Annotated in this window: 20 protein-coding genes; all 20 read left to right on the top strand. The window is 37.3% G+C overall.

Annotated elements, in window-relative coordinates:
- Positions 1 to 356: 356 nt before the first annotated feature.
- Positions 357 to 1,502, top strand: coding sequence for a sensor histidine kinase (locus CWO92_RS04145; protein WP_101352935.1), 1,146 nt, complete (start codon positions 357 to 359; stop codon positions 1,500 to 1,502).
- Positions 1,503 to 1,527: 25 nt separating this feature from the next.
- Positions 1,528 to 2,208 carry a response regulator gene (locus CWO92_RS04140; RefSeq protein ID WP_055738685.1) on the top strand — a complete coding sequence of 227 codons (681 nt, stop codon included), beginning with the start codon at positions 1,528 to 1,530 and terminating at the stop codon, positions 2,206 to 2,208.
- A gap of 133 nt (positions 2,209 to 2,341) precedes the next feature.
- On the top strand, positions 2,342 to 3,352 hold the full coding sequence (locus CWO92_RS04135; protein ID WP_233269960.1) for an HD-GYP domain-containing protein: 1,011 nt from the start codon (positions 2,342 to 2,344) through the stop codon (positions 3,350 to 3,352).
- A gap of 220 nt (positions 3,353 to 3,572) precedes the next feature.
- The gene (treP, locus tag CWO92_RS04130) at positions 3,573 to 4,976 is read left to right on the top strand and encodes a PTS system trehalose-specific EIIBC component (RefSeq protein WP_101352934.1); all 1,404 of its coding nucleotides are present in this window, start codon (positions 3,573 to 3,575) and stop codon (positions 4,974 to 4,976) included.
- Positions 4,977 to 5,081: 105 nt separating this feature from the next.
- Complete coding sequence (gene treC / locus CWO92_RS04125) at positions 5,082 to 6,746, top strand: alpha,alpha-phosphotrehalase (RefSeq protein ID WP_101352933.1); 1,665 nt, start codon at positions 5,082 to 5,084, stop codon at positions 6,744 to 6,746.
- Between the two features lie 70 nt (positions 6,747 to 6,816).
- A complete protein-coding gene (gene treR, locus CWO92_RS04120; RefSeq protein WP_101352932.1) occupies positions 6,817 to 7,533 on the top strand; it encodes a trehalose operon repressor in 717 nt (238 codons plus the stop codon).
- Between the two features lie 316 nt (positions 7,534 to 7,849).
- Positions 7,850 to 8,389 carry a nuclear transport factor 2 family protein gene (locus CWO92_RS04115; RefSeq protein ID WP_101352931.1) on the top strand — a complete coding sequence of 180 codons (540 nt, stop codon included), beginning with the start codon at positions 7,850 to 7,852 and terminating at the stop codon, positions 8,387 to 8,389.
- A 125-nt stretch (positions 8,390 to 8,514) separates the two neighbouring features.
- Positions 8,515 to 9,411: a phosphogluconate dehydrogenase (NAD(+)-dependent, decarboxylating) gene (gene gnd / locus CWO92_RS04110; protein WP_101352930.1), complete on the top strand. Its 897-nt coding sequence runs from the start codon at positions 8,515 to 8,517 to the stop codon at positions 9,409 to 9,411.
- A gap of 548 nt (positions 9,412 to 9,959) precedes the next feature.
- Positions 9,960 to 10,802, top strand: a complete 843-nt coding sequence (locus CWO92_RS04105; protein WP_101352929.1) for a DegV family protein — start codon at positions 9,960 to 9,962, stop codon at positions 10,800 to 10,802.
- 267 nt (positions 10,803 to 11,069) lie between these two features.
- Positions 11,070 to 12,431: an ATP-dependent helicase ComFA gene (locus CWO92_RS04100; RefSeq protein WP_101352928.1), complete on the top strand. Its 1,362-nt coding sequence runs from the start codon at positions 11,070 to 11,072 to the stop codon at positions 12,429 to 12,431.
- The gene (locus CWO92_RS04095; RefSeq protein ID WP_101352927.1) at positions 12,424 to 13,125 is read left to right on the top strand and encodes a ComFC family protein; all 702 of its coding nucleotides are present in this window, start codon (positions 12,424 to 12,426) and stop codon (positions 13,123 to 13,125) included. Before CWO92_RS04100 ends, CWO92_RS04095 begins: the two co-directional genes overlap by 8 nt.
- Before the next feature lie 57 nt (positions 13,126 to 13,182).
- Positions 13,183 to 13,581: a TIGR03826 family flagellar region protein gene (locus CWO92_RS04090; protein WP_101352926.1), complete on the top strand. Its 399-nt coding sequence runs from the start codon at positions 13,183 to 13,185 to the stop codon at positions 13,579 to 13,581.
- Between the two features lie 85 nt (positions 13,582 to 13,666).
- Entirely contained in the window at positions 13,667 to 13,930 is a 264-nt protein-coding gene (flgM, locus tag CWO92_RS04085; protein WP_101352925.1) for a flagellar biosynthesis anti-sigma factor FlgM, read from the top strand.
- Between the two features lie 15 nt (positions 13,931 to 13,945).
- The gene (locus CWO92_RS04080) at positions 13,946 to 14,425 is read left to right on the top strand and encodes a flagellar protein FlgN (RefSeq protein ID WP_101352924.1); all 480 of its coding nucleotides are present in this window, start codon (positions 13,946 to 13,948) and stop codon (positions 14,423 to 14,425) included.
- A gap of 33 nt (positions 14,426 to 14,458) precedes the next feature.
- Positions 14,459 to 16,006: a flagellar hook-associated protein FlgK gene (gene flgK, locus CWO92_RS04075; protein WP_101352923.1), complete on the top strand. Its 1,548-nt coding sequence runs from the start codon at positions 14,459 to 14,461 to the stop codon at positions 16,004 to 16,006.
- A gap of 11 nt (positions 16,007 to 16,017) precedes the next feature.
- On the top strand, positions 16,018 to 16,905 hold the full coding sequence (gene flgL / locus CWO92_RS04070) for a flagellar hook-associated protein FlgL (protein ID WP_101352922.1): 888 nt from the start codon (positions 16,018 to 16,020) through the stop codon (positions 16,903 to 16,905).
- Between the two features lie 44 nt (positions 16,906 to 16,949).
- Positions 16,950 to 17,540 carry a DUF6470 family protein gene (locus CWO92_RS04065; protein ID WP_101352921.1) on the top strand — a complete coding sequence of 197 codons (591 nt, stop codon included), beginning with the start codon at positions 16,950 to 16,952 and terminating at the stop codon, positions 17,538 to 17,540.
- 15 nt (positions 17,541 to 17,555) lie between these two features.
- On the top strand, positions 17,556 to 17,993 hold the full coding sequence (gene fliW, locus CWO92_RS04060) for a flagellar assembly protein FliW (RefSeq protein WP_101352920.1): 438 nt from the start codon (positions 17,556 to 17,558) through the stop codon (positions 17,991 to 17,993).
- Complete coding sequence (gene csrA / locus CWO92_RS04055) at positions 17,994 to 18,227, top strand: carbon storage regulator CsrA (protein ID WP_101352919.1); 234 nt, start codon at positions 17,994 to 17,996, stop codon at positions 18,225 to 18,227. It begins immediately after the preceding gene.
- Between the two features lie 140 nt (positions 18,228 to 18,367).
- The gene (locus CWO92_RS04050; RefSeq protein ID WP_101352918.1) at positions 18,368 to 19,180 is read left to right on the top strand and encodes a flagellin N-terminal helical domain-containing protein; all 813 of its coding nucleotides are present in this window, start codon (positions 18,368 to 18,370) and stop codon (positions 19,178 to 19,180) included.
- Positions 19,181 to 19,250 lie beyond the last annotated feature (70 nt).

Raw genomic sequence — 19,250 nt, 5'->3', positions numbered from 1 at the left:
TCTCCAAAATATCGCAATAATACTAAACAAAATGTAATAAAACAAATATATTTGAGAAACATAGTTTTGGTATAATAAGAAGAAGCAATGGGTGCTATAATTGTTTTAGAAAATATGGCACGTTAGCTTGATAAAGTTTTTTTTAATGAAACAAATCCTTCTTAACAAACTAGCAGGGAAAAATACTAAAAATCTCGAATATTATAATAAGAATCTAGTGATAGGTCATAAGATATAAAAATGTGTTAGGTGCTTTTTCCTAATTTTATTTTCCTTATGATTCCAAATAGTATATTGATTCAAATCGAGTTAAAATAATTTTATCCCAAAGGGAGATGACCCTGGAGGAATGTTAGATGTCTTTAAAAAAAATTGATACGAAGGCTCTCGACGATATACTGGAGAAAATGATTTTAACCGTTGACAGCAGCAAGTCTGAGATTTTTCAAATAGGCGAGCAGTGTCGTCAAGACTATGAAGCTCTTACAAGTGAATTAAAAGAGATTAAAGAAATGGTTGGAAAGGTCATTACAGAAGGCGATGAATTAGAAATAAAGACACGCTCTTCAAGACGCCGACTTTCTGAGGTTAGTCTCAATTTCCGCGATTATACAGAGGAACAAGTTCGGAATGCATATGAGGTAGCCCATAATCTCCAAATGAAGCTTTCGATGAATCGAGAGTTAGAGAAAAATCTCCGTAAAAGGCGAGATGAACTAGAGCGGCGTCTCATTAATGTTCGGGAAACAATCGAACGGGCAGATCATTTAGTCTCACAAACGAGTGTAGTTCTAAATTATTTAACTAGAGACCTGAAACAAATTGGAAGTGCGCTTGAAGATGCAAAGGAAAGACAGGATTTTGGCTTAAAAGTGATAGAGGCTCAGGAGGAAGAACGGAAGCGTCTGTCGAGAGAAATTCATGATGGTCCTGCACAAATGCTTGCAAATATGTTAATCCGATCCGATTTGATTGAAAAAATTTACCGGGAAAGAGGCGCACAGGAAGCAATCAGTGAAGTATCCGATTTAAAACGGATGGTCAGGTCTTCCTTATATGAAGTTCGCCGTATCATATACGATTTACGACCGATGGCGCTGGATGATTTAGGTTTAGTGCCTACCCTCAGAAAATATTTAGCGAGAACCGAAGAATATAATAATGGAACCCCTCATATTCAATTTTTTAACTTTGGAGAGGAAGTAAGGCTACAATCCAATTATGAAGTTGCGCTGTTCAGACTTGTACAAGAATCTGTCCAAAACGCCTTGAAACATGCCGAAGCTTCTGTTATTCAGGTAAAGCTAGAGATGGGTAAAGACCGTATCGTTGTTATTATAAAAGACAATGGCAAAGGATTCGATGTAAGAGCAAAAAAAGAAGGCTCATTCGGAATAGTCGGCATGAAAGAAAGAATTGAGCTATTGAATGGAAATATTACCATTGATTCTAAACAAGGATTAGGCACAATTGTAACGATACAAGTACCGATAGAAAATTGAGGAATGGACAAGGAGGCAAAGGCAAATGACAACGAAAATTGCCATAATAGATGATCATCAATTATTTCGTGAAGGTGTTAAGCGTATATTAGAATTTGAAAAGTCATTTGAAATCGTTGCGGAAGGTGACGATGGGGATGCAGCTTTAAAAATTATTGAACAGCATAAACCAGATGTCGTTCTTATGGATATAAATATGCCAAACAAAAATGGAATTGAAGCTACTAGACTATTAGTTGAAACATATCCAGACACGAAAGTTATTATTTTATCTATCCACGATGATGAAAACTATGTCACACATGCATTGAAGACAGGTGCTACAGGATATCTTTTAAAAGAGATGGATTCCGATGCATTGATTGAAGCGGTAAAAGTAGTTGCCGATGGAGGATCTTATCTACATCCTAAAATTACACATAATCTTGTAACAGAGTATCGCCGACTCGCAAACAGACAAAATACTGGTAAAGGCTATCAACAGCCGGAAGTAGTAAGACCGCTGCATTTGTTAACACCACGCGAGTGTGAAGTATTACAACTCTTAGCGGATGGAAAAAGCAACCGTGTCATCGGAGAGGCTTTGTACATAAGTGAGAAAACAGTTAAAAACCATGTATCAAATATTTTACAAAAAATGAGTGCTAACGACCGTACGCAAGCTGTAGTAACAGCGATTAAAAACGGTTGGGTGGAAGTACGTTAAGGGACCTTCTCCATTGGGAGAGGGCTTTTTTTTTGGTAATTTTTGTGATTGGCGAATACCTTAAAATAAACCTTATATAAGCCGATAATATAAAAGTGGGGTAAATTTCTTCCCATATATACGGAAAAGATATATGCCAAGTAGTAAAGAAGGTTATGAAGAAATGCGTTTTATCCAAATAGAAGATTATGATCATACAACGATGCAGCTTGCCAGACCAATTTATGATCGGCAAAAGCGAATATTACTTGCCGCTGGACGAACCATTCATCCAAAATATTTGGAGAGAATTAAGCAAATGAATATTTCTACCCTCATAGTGGAAGATGCCGAATCCCACGGAATAACAATGGATGAATTGCTTGATATGCCAACTTGGATGGACGCAATCGAGGTGGTTCAAAAGGCATATGATTTAGCTAGACAGGGGAAACCATTAAATGTATTTGATTTGCAAGTAACCATTAACAAAATTATTTTAGAAGTTATAAGAAGAAAGACGATATTTTTAATACCGTCATCATCCGTATCTGAAGAATTAAAGCCTTACGCTCATTCTGTAAATGTAACATTACTTGCTCTTCAGACTTCTAAAACCCTAGGTTACAGCAATTCGCAGCAGCGAGATCTTGCAATGGGAAGCTTATTGCATGATATTGGAAAGGTTGCAGGGAAAGATGAAACGCTTCACCCAAAAAAGGGTTTTGAGATCATTCGAAATAATCGTGAAATCAGCTTGCTTTCCGCTCATGTTGCATTTCAGCATCATGAACGATATGATGGTTCCGGGTATCCGCGTAAACTTTCGAGCTCCGAGATTCTTGAATATCCGCAAATTTGTGCGGTCTCTAACCTTTATGAACATCTTGTTTCAAGTAGAAAAGCATTACCGCATTTAGCGTTAGAAATGATCATGTCCAAAAATGGAATAGACTTTGACCCCAAAATAGTACAAGCATTTATTGAAAGTATTCCATCCTATATACCAGGAGCCAAGGTTCGATTAAACAATGGGCAAGAAGCAATTGTCACCAGAATTAAAAATAATCTTCACCGTCCGTTTGTGCGCTTGAAAAGTACAGGAGAAGAAGTAGATTTAAGCGAAAATTTATCTATGTTAATAAGTGAAATATTTAGTTATTAATACCCTCTATGCATAATTGCAGGGTATTTTTTATTCTCAAAATATATTGACACACTTGTATATACAAGTTATGATAAACACATACATTCATCTTGTATATACAAGTTCTTGAATTATTAGATTCATATTTTTTTAGTTAATAATGTAAACGTCTCCATACACCAGTGGAGGCAAAAAAATACTCGTTCATGTAAACGGTATCAAAAAGGATGGGGAGAATATGTCAACCAATAGAGAAGCAGCAGAGAAAATTGTTCAAGCAGTTGGTGGCAAGGAAAATATCACAGCTGCTACACACTGTGTAACACGTTTGCGTTTTGCGTTAGCGGATGAGGCAAAGGTGAATAAAGAAGCATTAGAAAACATTGACCTTGTGAAAGGCTCATTCTCAGCTAATGGTCAATTTCAAGTGGTTATTGGCCAGGGTACAGTAGATAAGGTATACAATGAGATGGTTGAATTAACAGGAATCGGTCATGCAACGAAACAAGAAATTAAGGATGCCGCTGCTAAAAACCTAAATCCTTTCCAGCGTGCAATTAAAACATTAGCAGATATTTTTATTCCTATTTTGCCGGCAATCGTTACCGCTGGTTTATTAATGGGGATTAATAATATCTTAACAGGACAAGGTATTTTCTTTGATAAAAAATCACTTGTGGACGTATATCCGCAATGGGCGGATTTTGCTAGCATTATCAACTTAATTGCCAATACGGCCTTTACCTTCCTACCTGCATTAATCGGCTGGTCCGCTGTAAAAAAATTTGGCGGAAATTCATTGCTTGGTATTGTACTTGGCTTAATGCTTGTGCATCCGGATCTCTTAAATGCCTGGGCTTATGGATCTACAGACAAAATTCCAGAATGGAACCTATTCGGACTTCATATTCAAAAAATCGGTTACCAAGGGCAAGTTTTGCCAGTACTTGTAGCATCCTGGGTTCTGGCAAAAATCGAAATATTTTTAAAGAAGCATATTGCCGATGCATTTCAGCTTTTACTAGTTGCACCAATTGCATTATTAGTTACTGGATTTTTGTCCTTTATCGTTATCGGACCTGTTACATTTGCTATAGCTAATGCAATTACTGACGCTGTTGTTGCAATTTTCCATGCAGCACCTGCGCTAGGCGGTTTAATCTACGGATTACTATATGCACCGCTTGTAATTACAGGGATGCATCACACATTCCTTGCAGTCGACTTACAATTGATTGGAAGCACTGGGACAACATTCTTATGGCCAATGGTGGCATTATCTAATATCGCTCAAGGTTCAGCCGCGCTTGGTATGATGTTTGCAACACGTGATGAAAAGGTAAAAGGGTTATCCTTAACATCTGCAGTATCTGCATACCTAGGAATTACCGAACCCGCCATGTTTGGGGTGAATCTGCGATTCCGTTTCGCCTTTATCTCAGCTATTATCGGCTCTGCAATCGCGGGAATGTTCATTACCATTAACCATGTTCTTGCACCATCTGTTGGGGTTGGCGGGCTGCCAGCATTCTTATCCATCCGTGCACAAAACTGGGGACCATTTTTCATCGGGATGGCAATTGCTATAGTCGTTCCATTCGTACTAACATTGGTCATTGGAAAGATAGGAAAAAAGAAATAAATTAAAAACGACGATACCACCAGCGGGGTGGTATCGTGTCTTCATTTTATATATTTGCAACTGATTAAGTGTGAAAAACGAATAACAAAAAAGTGGTGATATTAGATGAAACATCCTTGGTGGAAGAAAGCAACAGTATATCAAATATATCCGCGAAGTTTTTATGATACAACAGGAAATGGGATAGGGGATATTCAAGGAGTCATAAAAAAACTCGATTATATAAAAAAACTTGGCATTGATGTCATATGGCTAACCCCGATTTATCAATCCCCGCAGCGAGACAATGGTTATGATATCAGTGATTATTATAAAATCTATGAGGAATTTGGAACGATGGAGGACTTGGAACAGCTTTTACAAGAGGCGCACCAGCGTGGTATGAAAATCATAATGGATATCGTTGTGAATCATACGTCCATAGAACATGAATGGTTTAAGCAGGCAAGTTCTTCTAAGGACAACCTGTATCGTGACTTTTATATATGGAAAGATGCTAAACATGATGGAAGTGAACCAACCAATTGGGAATCGAAGTTTGGGGGTTCTGCATGGAGGCTCGATAAAAAATCAGGCCAATATTATTTGCATCTTTTTGATGTATCTCAAGCTGATCTGAACTGGGAGAATGAGGAACTTCGGAAAAAAGTCTACGAAATGATGCACTTCTGGTTTCGAAAAGGAGTGGATGGTTTTCGTTTAGATGTCATTAACTTAATTTCGAAAGATCTGCGTTTTCTAGATGATGAGACAGGGGACGGACGTAAATTTTACACGGATGGCCCACGTGTCCACGAATTTTTAAAAGAAATGAATCGCGAGGTTTTTTCAAAATATAATGCTATGACCGTAGGGGAAATGTCCTCCACTACAATCGATAATTGTATCAAGTATTCGAATCCTGCCGAACATGAATTAAGTATGACATTTAACTTTCATCATTTAAAAGTAGATTACGCTAACGGTGAAAAGTGGACAAAAGCCGATTTTGATTTTCTATCTTTAAAAAGGATTTTATCTGAATGGCAAGTACAGATGAATAAGGGCGGTGGTTGGAATGCATTATTTTGGTGTAATCATGATCAGCCTCGTGTGGTGAGCCGCTACGGAAATGACCGTGAATATCTAAAGGAATCGGCCAAAATGCTTGCAACAACCATTCATATGATGCAAGGAACCCCTTATATTTATCAAGGGGAAGAAATCGGAATGACAAATCCAAACTTCGGGTCGATTAAGGAGTATCGTGATGTAGAATCTCTTAATATGTACAGGTTAATGTTAAAACAAGGCTTAAATGAAAAGGAAGTTATCGAGATTTTAAAACAAAAATCCCGTGATAATTCCCGCACTCCTGTTCAATGGGATTCCAGCATTAACGCAGGCTTTACCTCAGGAACGCCGTGGATCAATGTTGCGCAAAATTACAAGACATTAAATGTAGAGAATGCTTTACAGGATGTCGATTCCGTCTTCTATCATTATCAAAAACTCATCCAGCTGCGTAAGCAATACGATATTATTACGGATGGCGATTATGAATTAATCTTAGAGGATCATCCTGAAATTTTTGCTTATATCCGAAACGGAGAAAATGAAAAGCTGTTGGTAGTAAACAATTTTTATGATAAAGAAACACTTTTTGTAAATCCGAAAGATCTATCTGATTATTCAAGTGAGATTCTTCTTTCGAATTATCCGGATTCCAAAAATAATGTTCAGACGAATAGCTTAAGACCATATGAATCCATTGTTTTTTACATGAAATAATAGAGTGATTGTAGAGCCATCTAAATATCGGTAAAATAGAGTAAACGATATTTTTGAAAGGATTCTCATCATGAGAGAAAACAAGTTTTTATCCATTTACGAAGAAATTGTAGAACAAATTCAATCAGGAAAACTGAAGCCAAATGAGAAACTGTTATCCGAAAATGAACTGGTAGAAAAATATGAAACCTCGCGCGAAACCATTCGAAAGGCATTAAATTTACTTTCGCAAAATGGCTATATTCAAAAGATTAAAGGCAAAGGCTCGTTCGTTCTGGATGTAGGCCGCTTTGACTTTCCGGTTTCCGGCCTTGTAAGCTTTAAAGAAATTGCTCAAAAGACTGGGAAGCCATGGCGAACAATCGTATACGAGTTGGACGAAATGAAACCGGATGATTATATTCAAAAACAGCTTCATATCGCAGGGAAAGACAGAGTTTGGAAAATAATTCGTGCACGAGAATTGGAAAATGAGCGAATTATTTTGGATAAGGATTTTATTTTGAAAAAATATGTGCCAGCTTTAACGAAGGAGATATGCGAGGGATCGATATACGAATATATTGAAGGGGAATTAGGACTCGCCATCAGCTTTGCAAAAAAAGAAATATCCGTAGATGAACCGACAGAGGAAGATCAAAGATACTTAGATTTAAAAAATTATGAACATGTCGTTGTCGTAAAAAACTATGTTTATTTAGAGGATGCAAGTCTTTTTCAATATACCGAATCACGCCATCGTCTCGATAAGTTTAAGTTTGTCGACTTTGCTCGGCGCGGACAGTAAGGGGGGAAGCATTTGCCTGTGAGGGCAGATGCTTTTTACATTGTTTGTTCATTTAATGTTGACTTATTATATTGGTTCTCTATACCCGATTAGTTCTGTAGAATAGTGATTTCGGTCGGGTCGCTATCATTTTCGGTTCATTCAGAAAGGATTTCTATCGGTTCCCTCAAGTTTCAGACTGTGTCTACATTGCCACAAAAACTTCACAATACTTAAAAATAATTCTGTTAAAATTCATTTAATGTGTTTACTATTTGTATTACCCTGCCAAAATCAATAAAATGAAGGTATTGATTCATAGGAGGTATACATTCGAATGAAATGGAAAAAATTAATTGGCCTCGTTATATTAGGTATATTTTTATTAGCAGCATGCAGTAATAATAATAACTCCACTGATAAAAAAGCATCGGATAATCAAAAGCAGACAGTAACCACAAGGGAAAAGGCTGTGTCTAAGACTACTGTGCAGCCATCCTTAAAGGAAGCGCAAGACATTCCTGCAGCAGAGAAAAAAGCATTGCTGGCAGTTACAAGCCAATACATAAAGGCTTTTAATGAAAAAAATCTAGACGCATACATGGAAATTATCTCGAAAAATTCAAAATCCTTTAAATACGATAAGGAAAAGGCATATACAAAAAAAATATTTGATACGATGGATATCAAAATGGAGCCAACGAAAACTTCTGTAATTGGCTACAAGCCCAATGATGCAAATGTATATATGGAATTGAAAACTACGGTTACGGAAAAAGGGGAAAAACTCATTAATACCAGCAGGCAAATCAATACTTACCATAAAGAAAATGGACAATGGAAGTTAACGTCTATTATGGCCATGGAAACTAAATAATTGGATGGAATCTTTTCGATAAATAGGGAATCCTAATGCAGGACCAGCTATAAATGTTTACGTGGAAATTTTTTTCTTCTATAATGAAGTCATTGTGAAAAAAAGTTTGAAAGGTGGCAAATCAAATGCAAATTGGTATGGTAGGATTAGGAAAAATGGGATACCAGCTTTCCTTGAACTTAATGGAAAAAGGTTATCAAGTAAGTGCATACGATGTAAATAAAGAAGCAGTTCAAAATATCACTAAAGAAGGTGCGCAAGGAGTAACAACTCTTTCAGAACTTGTTGATAAGCTTGAGCGCCCACGCAAGATTTGGCTAATGGTTCCAGCTGGAGATATTACAGAGCAAGTATTCCAAGAAATTTTACCTTTATTAGACGAAAAAGATATCGTCATCGATGGAGGAAATGCTCATTACAAAGATTCCCTGCGCCGTTACGATGAGAGCAAAGCTAAAGGCGTTTACTTTTTAGATTGTGGAACAAGCGGCGGAGTAGAAGGAGCACGTCACGGGGCATGTACGATGATCGGTGGAGATAAAGAAGCTTTTGATCAAGTAGAAAGTGTGTTCAAAGATATCTCTGTAGAAAATGGATACCTTTATACTGGAAATGCAGGTAGCGGTCATTTCTTAAAAATGGTACATAACGGCGTTGAGTATGGAATGATGGCAGCAATTGCTGAAGGTTTTGAAATATTAGAAAAGAGCCCATTCGATTATAATTACGAAAAAGTGGCGAAGGTGTGGAACAACGGATCCGTTATCCGCTCTTGGTTAATGGAACTAATGGAAAATGCCTTCTCCAAGGATGCGAAGCTAGATAAAATTAAAGGAGTCATGCAATCATCCGGTGAAGGAAAATGGACTGTGGAAGCAGCACTAGACTTCCAAACAGCAGCACCAGTTATCGCATTATCCTTGATGATGAGATATCGTTCATTAGAGGATGATACATTTACAGGTAAAGTGGTAGCGGCATTGCGTAACGAATTTGGCGGACATGCAGTGGTTGAAAAATAATAAAAGCAGGCGGTGAAAGCCGCCTGTTTTTGTTTTTTTTATAGTTGATTCCACTATTTTAAGAATGGTATTACTAGGAAAACACAATTATACGTACTAGACTGTATTGGTATATATAGATAAAATGGCAAATGAATTAAAAGAAATTTTGTCCTCTTGGGTGAGATGAATGAAAAATTTGATGGGATGGATGAAAGATTTGTTGGTTTGACAGAAGATTACACTACCTTGAAACAGGCTTTAAGAACGTATACCACAGACCTGATACACTGGTAATTCTGCGACAAACCTAAAATATGTCTTGGATCTTTTATATGACATACAGAGTAAGCTTGAATGGAGAATTAATAAGATTGAAAGAATTTAAGAAGTTTTATTCTACGAAAAAAATGATAAACAGAAGTCACAGTAGGAACTACCTTCGAAATAGAAACTTCCATACATTTCATCCACCAAGAATCTACTTTTTCCGCATCGCTATTTTATATAGATTTATTGGATGATCTTTTATAAAATGGTAAACAAATAAGTCATAAGGATGAGTGAATATGAAAACTGCCATTGTTACAGACAGTACTGCATATATCCCAAAAGAAATTCGCGAAGAACTAAACATTTATATGATTCCGCTAAGCGTTATTATGAACGGTGAAACATATGAAGAAGAAGTAGATTTATTCGCAGATCAATTTTATGAAGAAGTGAAGCAACTGGACAAGCTTCCGACTTCCTCTCAGCCATCAACCGGAAAATTTCTTGAATTATTCGAAAGACTAGCAAAAGACCATGATGCTATCATAAGCATTCATTTGTCTAGCGGAATCAGCGGAACCTATCAAGGAGCTGTGACGGCTGGTACGATGGTGGAAGGTGTAAAAGTATATCCTTACGATTCTGAAATCAGTTGTATGGCACAGGGCTTCTATGCTATTGACGCTGCAAAGCTAGCCTTAGAAGGAAAATCTCCGGAAGAAATTTTATTACGACTGAATGAGCTAAAAGCATCTACAAGAGCATACTTTATAGCAGATGATCTTTCCCACCTCCAACGTGGCGGCCGTTTATCTAGTGCTCAAGCAATGATCGGAAGTCTCTTGAAAATCAAGCCGGTCCTTCACTTCGTCGATAAAGTAATTGTTCCTTTTGAAAAAATCCGCACAAAAAAGAGGGCGATGAATCGTATCGTTGAATTAATTGGTGAAGATGCAGCGAAGGGTATCCCATTAAAAGCGTCCATCATCCACGCCAATCGTGAAGATGAGGCAAAGGTATGGAAGTCTGAACTAGAAAAACTATATCCAAATGTTGAGTTCTCCATTAGTTATTTCGGCCCCGTGATAGGAACGCATATCGGCGAAGGCGGTATGGGACTAACTTGGATGTTAAAATAAAATATTGAAGCGCCATTCCAGGCAGGAGTGGCTATATGCATATTTGTGTCATTATAGTTCCATTTGAGGACACAAGTTCAGTTATTCCATTTCATCCTGTTAGAGGACACTCATTATGCTATTCACAAAATTCTAATGAAAACCACTTCCTTTTCGCAGAATAATGTCAATCCTTGAACATAGGAAAAACATCGATATTGTAACAGATAGCGAAACTAGTGTCCTCTAAAAAACTATTACAAACAAATATAAAGGAGTGACTCTTCATTGTCCTCTGAATTACAAGCATTCCTCTCTGGTCGTAAACTTCTCGAAAGTGAAATCCCTTCAAATCTACTAGACGCAACATCCCAACACATAACCTATCAAGACGGAATTACAAAAGAAAATAATTTATGGAAATGTAGCAGATGCGGAAACACAAATCAGAATCTATTTGCTACTCTCCCATGTACACGCTGCAAACAAAATTGTACATACTGCCGAAATTGCATCATGATGGGCCGTGTTTCCACTTGTACTCCCTTACTAGGCTGGAACGGGCCAGATCCTGAAGTCCCTCCTACGGAACATCCCCTGCAATGGGAGGGAAGGCTTTCAGATGGTCAACAACATGCTTCAGCAGCGGTGGTAAAGGCAATCCAAACAAAAGCAGACATCCTAGTATGGGCGGTGTGTGGAGCTGGCAAAACCGAGGTGCTATTTGCAGGGATCAATGAAGCACTTCAAACCGGACAACGCGTTTGCATTGCTACACCAAGAACCGATGTCGTCTTGGAATTGGCCCCGCGATTTCGCAAAGTATTTCCCCACACCACAATCTCCGCCATCTATGGAGGAAGCCAAGACCGCCATCAATACGCACAACTTGTTATTTCCACCACCCATCAGCTTTTCCGCTTTGAAAATGCCTTTGATGTTGTCATTGTCGATGAGGTCGATGCCTTTCCCTATACATTTGATAAAACCTTACAGTGGGCAGTGGAAAAAGCTGCACGGCAGATTTCTGCAAAAATCCACTTAACTGCAACTCCAAATTCGAAATGGCAAAACGAATGCATGATAGGAAAACGAAACTATGTCACAATTCCCGCACGCTTCCACAGACATCCACTCCCAGTTCCAGAATTTAATTGGTGTGGCAACTGGAGAAAGCACATTGAAAAAGACAAGCTCCCAAGGGTAATAGAGAACTGGGTTTCTGTACGCCTTAAGGCAGAAAAACAAACTCTAGTCTTTTTACCAAATATTAAATTGATGGAAAAAGCAGCTCCGCTTTTTCAAAAACTTCATCCCAAAATTGAATCTGTCCATGCAGAAGACCCAAAACGGAAAGAGAAAGTGGAAAGAATGCGTGCGAAAGAAACCCCTATCCTTTTAACTACTACGATCTTAGAACGAGGAGTCACTTTCCCTAACATTGATGTAGCAGTCGTAGGAGCGGAGGATCGAATTTTTACCGAGGCTGCCCTCGTGCAAATTTCCGGGAGAGTGGGCAGAAGTGCAGAATACCCTACAGGAATCATTGCCTTTTTCCATTTTGGACATTCCAAGGAAATGATTAAAGCACAAAACCATATTATCCATATGAACCGTGAGGCGAAGAAAAGGGGGCTAATTGATGGTTGAATATTGTCTGCTATGCAATATCTATATAGTTCCAAGGATTTCATGGAGCTTTTTCTTTTTTCAGCATGAGGAGGAACTCCTTTGTGATGATTGCCGGAAAAAACTCACAAAAATATCGGGAAAAACATGTGAGAAATGTGGCCGTCCGCTTGTAAAACTCGCAACAGAATACATTCAAAATAATATTTGTTTAGACTGTATTCGCTGGGAGCAAGATGAACAATGGAGTGGAATATTAGAAAAAAATATTTCCATATATGAATACAATGATTTTTTTAAGGATGTATTATCACAATTCAAATTCCGAGGGGACTATATCTTAGCGGAAATATTTGCGCAAGAAATCCGCAAAACAACGAAGCTCATCAAATATGACCTCATCGTTCCCATACCACTAAGTCAAGAACGTCTTTTAGAAAGAGGTTTTAATCAAGCGGAGGCACTTATCTTGGCAGCTGGTTCCCAACCCTACCATGCTCTAACAAGAGTACATTCCGAAAAACAATCGAAAAAATCACGGAAAGAGCGAATCCACATTGAAAATGTATTTCAAGTAGCAGAACCAGTCCATGGAAAAGCTATTCTCCTAATTGATGACATATATACTACAGGTTCAACAATCCGACATGCTGCTAAAACGCTAAAAATGGCTGGCGCGAAATCTGTCGTTTCTTTTACGGTAGCAAGGGGATAAAGAATTGAAATATATTTCCGATATATATAATAGAAAGGTTTTTCAGGAGGAATTCAAATGGCGGGATTAGAAAATTGTCCTCGATGCGGTACCCTATTTATTAAAAATAACCTACGCGAGGTTTGCGAGCAGTGCTATAAAGAAGAGGAAAAAAAATATGATATAGTTTCGAAATTTTTGAGAAAGCGCGAAAATAGAGCGGCAACGATCAGTACAATTGTTGAAGCAACAGAGGTTGAGGAAGAATTAATCTACAAATGGGTTAAAAAAGGCAGGCTACATAGTACGCAATTTCCAAACTTGGGGTATCCATGCAAAAAATGTGGAACACTTATACAAAATGGCGCAGTTTGTACAAAGTGTGCCTCTGAAATAAAAAATGACCTAAGTCGTCATGAAGAAACGGAAAAAATCAAGAATCAAACCTCTAAACATCGAACCTATTTAAGTAAATAGGAAAAATAAACTATAAAACATCCAGTAAATCTTCCGATATAATATAAAGAAGACAAATACGTTCGAGCGAAAGGAGCGTAGACAAATGAAAATTAATAATTACGGAACATCCGGAATTAATCCATATAAACAACAAATGAACAAATTAAATCAACACAAAAATATAAATAAACAAAATGATAAAGTCGAAATATCTTCAACCGCTAAGGAACTGCAGCAAGTGTCCAGCGTGGAAAAAGAGCGTCAAAAGAAAGTGGAACAGCTAAAACTTCAAGTGGAGAACGGTCAGTATAAAGTTGATCCGCAGAAAATTGCGAAGGGGATTTCGAAATTTTACTTTGAAAAATAGAAAGGAGGAATCTTCATGTCTGAGCCGCTAATTACAGTCCTTGAAAATTTGTACAAGCTCCATGAAAGCTTATATAAACTATCTTTAAAAAAAACAACCATCATTAAGGAAAACGACATGGAGGGCCTCCAGCAATTATTAAAGGATGAGCAAACGCATATTGCTGCAATTAATACACTTGAATTGGAACGTCAAAAGGTAGCAAATGACTTTTTACATACTGACAAGGATGTAACCATTTCTGAATGTATAGATGCTGCTCCAATTGAGTTGAAGGAAAAGCTATCATTTTTACAAACTCAAATTATAGAAATTGTAGATAAATTGAAAGAGCAAAATGAATTAAATCAATCATTAATATATCTCTCACTGCAATATGTCAACATGACTCTTGATTTGATTCAACCAAAACCGGAAAGCTACACTTACGGTCGACCAAACCAACCAAGAACAACCCAAAAGCCTTCATTTACTGCATTTGATTCGAAGGCATAATACAGATCAAAATAAGTTAATGGGGGTTAACAAATGACTTCAACATTTTTCGGCCTTGAAACGGCAAAACGCGGGATGAACACCCAACAGAGTGCCTTATATGTAACAGGGCAGAATATTTCAAATGCTAATACAGATGGTTATTCAAGACAAACAGTGAACATTACTCATACTGAGCCGTATCCTCCGGTTGGAATGAACCGCCCACAATTACCTGGACAGATGGGGACTGGATCGAAGATTGCAGATATTAGCCGTGTCCGAGACGCATTTCTCGACCAGCAATACCGTGGGCAAAATAATCAATTGGGTTACTGGAGCACTAAAGCAGACGCACTTTCCCAGATGGAACAAATTATGAATGAGCCAAGTGATGATGGTTTATCTGCAACAATGGGACAATTATCCCAAGCACTTCAAGATTTAAGTGTACATCCAGAGGACGAAGGGGCACGTTCGGTAGTTTTGAACCGCGCTCAGGCGGTTGCAGAAACCTTTCATTACTTAAGCAATTCATTGAGTGAGATTCAAGATAACTTAGGGAATAAATTACAGGTTTCCCTTAAAGATATTAATTCGATTTTAAAGCAAATTAATGATCTTAATAATCAAATAGCTAAAGTAGAACCTAACGGTTATGTCCCGAACGATTTATACGATGATAGGGATAGGTTGGTAGATCAGCTTTCAACGTATGTTAATATCAAGGTTACAAGAGGACCAACTTCACCTAGTGCATCACCGATTGCAGAAGGTCCATATAAAATTGAGATTCTAGACGCAAGTAATAAAAGTGTTGGAACATTGGTAGATAGTGATGGATACTATCAACTTGGTTTCAAATCTGGAGAAGGTCCCGAAAGCGATAATCCAACCGAAAAAATGATAAGCGGTTTTACTCTTGAAAAACAAGGCAATATTGATTTTGATGTAGCAAGTTTTTCTCAAGGGTCTCTTAAGGGATTAGTAGAAAGTTATGGATATGTAGGTACGAATGGATCAAGTGGAATCTATCCTGATATGTTAGACAAATTAAATAAGTTAGCATTAACATTTGCACAAAAATTTAATGATATACATAGCTCTGGAACTGATTTGAATGGTAATGCGGGTAGTAATAATTTCTTTATTTTTGCAAGTAGTGGAAATAGCGCTGATTATGCTAAGAATATCGAACTTAATAGTTCAATAACCACTTCCATGATTGCGGCCTCAAGCTCTGCCACAAAGGAACCGGGAAATGGACAGAATGCTATTAAACTAGCAAACTTCCAGAATGAAGATTTATCCACAAATGGATCCAATATGATTAACAAAGGAACAATAGGGTCTTTTTATGCAGGGGTTATTGGTTCACTTGGTGTAGATGCACAACAAGCCAATCGATTAACTGCAAATAGTTCAAATCTAAAGGAATCAGTAGATCAAAATAGGCAATCTGTAAGCTCTGTATCTTTAGATGAAGAAATGGTAAATATGATTAAATTTCAACAAGCCTATAATGCATCTGCAAGAAATATCACAATTGTGGATGAAATGCTCGATAAAATTATTAATGGCTTAGGAACTGGCGGAAGATAGGAGGTATTAAAATGCGAGTAACACAAACGATGCTATCAAGGAATTTTCTTAATAACTTATCAAACAACTATGATAAGTTAGGTAAGTTACAAGACCAAATTGCTTCACAAAAGAAAATCAATAAACCATCCGATGATCCGGTCGTTGCAATGCAAGGCATCAATTATCGTACTAATTTGCAAGAGATACAGCAATATAAACGGAATTTTTCTGAAGCACATGACTGGTTGGATAATGCCGATTCTGCATTAGATGAAGCTACTCAGGCAATGCAAAGAATTCGAGAATTGACTGTGGAAGCATCGAATGGATCACTTGAAGATAATCAAAGAAAGTCGATTGCTACAGAGATTACGCAATTACGCGATCATTTAGTTGAGGTTGCTAATACGAAAGTGGGAAATAAATATATTTTTAATGGTACCGATACCGTTACAAAGCCTGTTGACTTGTCAACGAACCCACCTACTTTTTCAACAAATAATAATCCAGTAAATATTGAATTGGCAAAGGGGATTTCTTTAAAAGTTAATCCAGATACTAGTGTGTTCAGTGGTCAACAAAGTGGAGACTTATTTTTTGATCTAAATAATTTAATTAACGATTTAAATTCGAGTAATCCTTCTAATATTGGCGGATATTTAGACAAACTAGATCAGGCTACAAATAAAATTACAAACGAACGAGCCTCCCTAGGAGCTGTAAGTAATAGAATTGACTTAATGGAAACAAGAAATGGTGAGCAAGAAGTAACAGCAACGAAAATGATGTCTGATAATGAAGATGCAGATTTAGATAAAGTTATCACTTACTTTATAGCTCAACAAAGTGCCTTTCGTGCGGCACTAGGGGTAGGCGCTAGCATTATACAGCCAACATTACTCGACTTTTTAAAGTAAAGCTATTCAATTTGGATAGCTTTTTTTACTAGAGGTGAACAAAAATGAATATGCCACAAATTCGCTTACAATCAACGCAGGCAAAAATTGAAATTACAACAACTCCGGGGCAGATGTCAATTCAACAGCCTACTGCCGATTTGGATTTACAACAACCACCTGCTGAAATGACGATTAATCGAACACCATCGGTACTAAATATAGATCAGTCACAGGCAAGGGCTGATTTAGATTTGAAGTCAATCTTCGTAAGGACAAGGGAAATTGCACAGAAGGGGTATCAAGATTGGGTGAAAGGTTTAGCAAGGACAGCAGAAGAGGGAAATGAACTCATGAAAATAGAAAATCACGGGAAGGCTATCCCAAAAATAGCGAAACAAAACAGTGAACCACCAATGTATGATGTAAATATCGGGTTCATTCCTTCTATAGGCAGTGTGAAGCTAAAATATGATCCAGGAAACGTGGAAATACAATGGAATATTAAGAAACCGATAAATAATACAAAAATCAATAAACCAATCATGGATTATAATCCTGGAAGTGTTCAAGTTGGAATAAAACAATATCAGGATTTGAAAATTGATTTTGATAATTTAAAGTTTGTTGGTATAAATTTTGAGTTAGAAATTTAGGAGTGAATCAAATAAATGTTAATGAAGACCAAATACCATAGTGAAGTCGAAATCAATGAAAATGATATATGGCAATTTGAAAATGGACTACCAGGTTTTCCAGAGGAAAAGGAATTTTGCATTTTGCCATTGCAAGAAGATAAAGGATTTTTTATCTTACAATCCACGAAAACTCCAGAGATTGCTTTTGTTATTTCGAATCCATTTTCTTTCGTACCAAACTATGAATTTAAAATAGATGAACAGACATTAGAGCAATTAGAGCTTCAATCAAAAGAGGACCTACAGGTATTAACTATTTTGACTGTGCAAGACCCATTTGAGAAAACAACCGCCAATTTATTAGCGCCATTATTGTTTAATGTTAAAAATAAAAAAGCCAAGCAGATGATCATAAATGGTTCAAATTATGTAACGAAACACCCACTCTTTTATATAAAAGGGGGAAAATAGATGCTCATTCTAACTCGTAAAAAGGGAGAATCCATTCAAATTGGCGATGATATTGAAATCACCATTTCAGCTGTAAATGGTGACCAGGTTAAAATAGGGATCAATGCCCCAAAAAATATAGAAATTCACAGGAAAGAAATCTATATTGAAATACAAAATGAGAATAAAAATGCAGTTTTAGAAGTGAAAAATCTACTTGATATTCTCCCAAGTAAAAAACAAAAAAATTTTTAAAAAAAACTATTAAACCTCCTTGATTTCTGTCGATATAAGTAATGTAAGCGGTAAGTGAAAGACCGGCCGGCTCTCACTTATCGAAACAAGTTAATTGTGTTCACAAGGATGTGAACCATACATTCAAGGAGGAAAAACAAATGATTATCAATCATAATATTGCAGCTCTTAACACTTTGAACAGATTAAACACTGCTTCAAATGCACAATCTAAATCTATGGAAAAATTATCTTCAGGTATGCGTATCAACCGTGCTGGTGATGATGCAGCTGGTCTTGCAATCTCTGAAAAAATGCGTGGACAAATCCGTGGCCTAGACCAAGCAGCTCGTAACTCTCAAGATGGTATTTCTTTAATCCAAACTGCTGAAGGCGCATTGAACGAAACTCATGATATCCTTCAACGTATGCGTGAGCTAGCAGTACAAGGTGGAAACGATACAAACACTTCTGACGACCGTACTCAAATTCAAACTGAACTTAACCAATTGATGTCTGAGATTGATAGAATTGCTGACACAACTGAGTTCAACACTAAAAACTTGCTAGGTGGTTCATTCTCAGCTACTCTACAAGTTGGTGCGAACAACGGACAAATCATCAACTTCGGTATCAGTGCTATGAATACAACTGGTCTTGGAATCAACACAGGAATTAGTGTTGGTAGCAACGCATCTGCAAGTACTTCCATTTCTGCTATTGATGCAGCTATCACAAAAGTTTCTACTCAAAGAGCAAATCTTGGTGCGTTACAAAACCGCCTAGAGCATACTATTAACAACTTGAGCACATCTTCTGAAAACTTAACAGCAGCAGAATCTCGTATTCGTGACGTTGATATGGCTAAAGAAATGATGAATCAAACTAAGAGCGGTATTCTTGCACAAGCTGCTCAAGCAATGCTTGCACAAGCTAACCAACAACCACAAGGAGTTCTTCAACTTCTTCGTTAATTATTTAATTTTATTCCTCTCCTCTTTAGGAGAGGAATTCAACAAAATATCGTGGCATCCTTCGGGGGTC

Origin of the sequence: Heyndrickxia camelliae, assembly GCF_002844575.1 — a bacterium.
In the GTDB taxonomy this organism is placed as follows: domain Bacteria; phylum Bacillota; class Bacilli; order Bacillales; family Bacillaceae_C; genus Margalitia; species Margalitia camelliae.
Note: the sequence above shows the minus strand (reverse complement) of the source record. Positions and strands in the feature narration are given on the sequence as shown.

Bases quoted from the DNA above. Each gene is read 5' to 3' on its own strand.
- CWO92_RS04145 (WP_101352935.1), top strand. From the start codon at position 357: ATGTCTTTAAAAAAAATTGATACGAAGGCTCTCGACGATATACTGGAG.
- CWO92_RS04140 (WP_055738685.1), top strand. From the start codon at position 1,528: ATGACAACGAAAATTGCCATAATAGATGATCATCAATTATTTCGTGAA.
- CWO92_RS04135 (WP_233269960.1), top strand. From the start codon at position 2,342: ATGCCAAGTAGTAAAGAAGGTTATGAAGAAATGCGTTTTATCCAAATA.
- treP (WP_101352934.1), top strand. From the start codon at position 3,573: ATGTCAACCAATAGAGAAGCAGCAGAGAAAATTGTTCAAGCAGTTGGT.
- treC (WP_101352933.1), top strand. From the start codon at position 5,082: ATGAAACATCCTTGGTGGAAGAAAGCAACAGTATATCAAATATATCCG.
- treR (WP_101352932.1), top strand. From the start codon at position 6,817: ATGAGAGAAAACAAGTTTTTATCCATTTACGAAGAAATTGTAGAACAA.
- CWO92_RS04115 (WP_101352931.1), top strand. From the start codon at position 7,850: ATGAAATGGAAAAAATTAATTGGCCTCGTTATATTAGGTATATTTTTA.
- gnd (WP_101352930.1), top strand. From the start codon at position 8,515: ATGCAAATTGGTATGGTAGGATTAGGAAAAATGGGATACCAGCTTTCC.
- CWO92_RS04105 (WP_101352929.1), top strand. From the start codon at position 9,960: ATGAAAACTGCCATTGTTACAGACAGTACTGCATATATCCCAAAAGAA.
- CWO92_RS04095 (WP_101352927.1), top strand. From the start codon at position 12,424: ATGGTTGAATATTGTCTGCTATGCAATATCTATATAGTTCCAAGGATT.
- CWO92_RS04090 (WP_101352926.1), top strand. From the start codon at position 13,183: ATGGCGGGATTAGAAAATTGTCCTCGATGCGGTACCCTATTTATTAAA.
- flgM (WP_101352925.1), top strand. From the start codon at position 13,667: ATGAAAATTAATAATTACGGAACATCCGGAATTAATCCATATAAACAA.
- CWO92_RS04080 (WP_101352924.1), top strand. From the start codon at position 13,946: ATGTCTGAGCCGCTAATTACAGTCCTTGAAAATTTGTACAAGCTCCAT.
- flgK (WP_101352923.1), top strand. From the start codon at position 14,459: ATGACTTCAACATTTTTCGGCCTTGAAACGGCAAAACGCGGGATGAAC.
- flgL (WP_101352922.1), top strand. From the start codon at position 16,018: ATGCGAGTAACACAAACGATGCTATCAAGGAATTTTCTTAATAACTTA.
- CWO92_RS04065 (WP_101352921.1), top strand. From the start codon at position 16,950: ATGAATATGCCACAAATTCGCTTACAATCAACGCAGGCAAAAATTGAA.
- fliW (WP_101352920.1), top strand. From the start codon at position 17,556: ATGTTAATGAAGACCAAATACCATAGTGAAGTCGAAATCAATGAAAAT.
- csrA (WP_101352919.1), top strand. From the start codon at position 17,994: ATGCTCATTCTAACTCGTAAAAAGGGAGAATCCATTCAAATTGGCGAT.
- CWO92_RS04050 (WP_101352918.1), top strand. From the start codon at position 18,368: ATGATTATCAATCATAATATTGCAGCTCTTAACACTTTGAACAGATTA.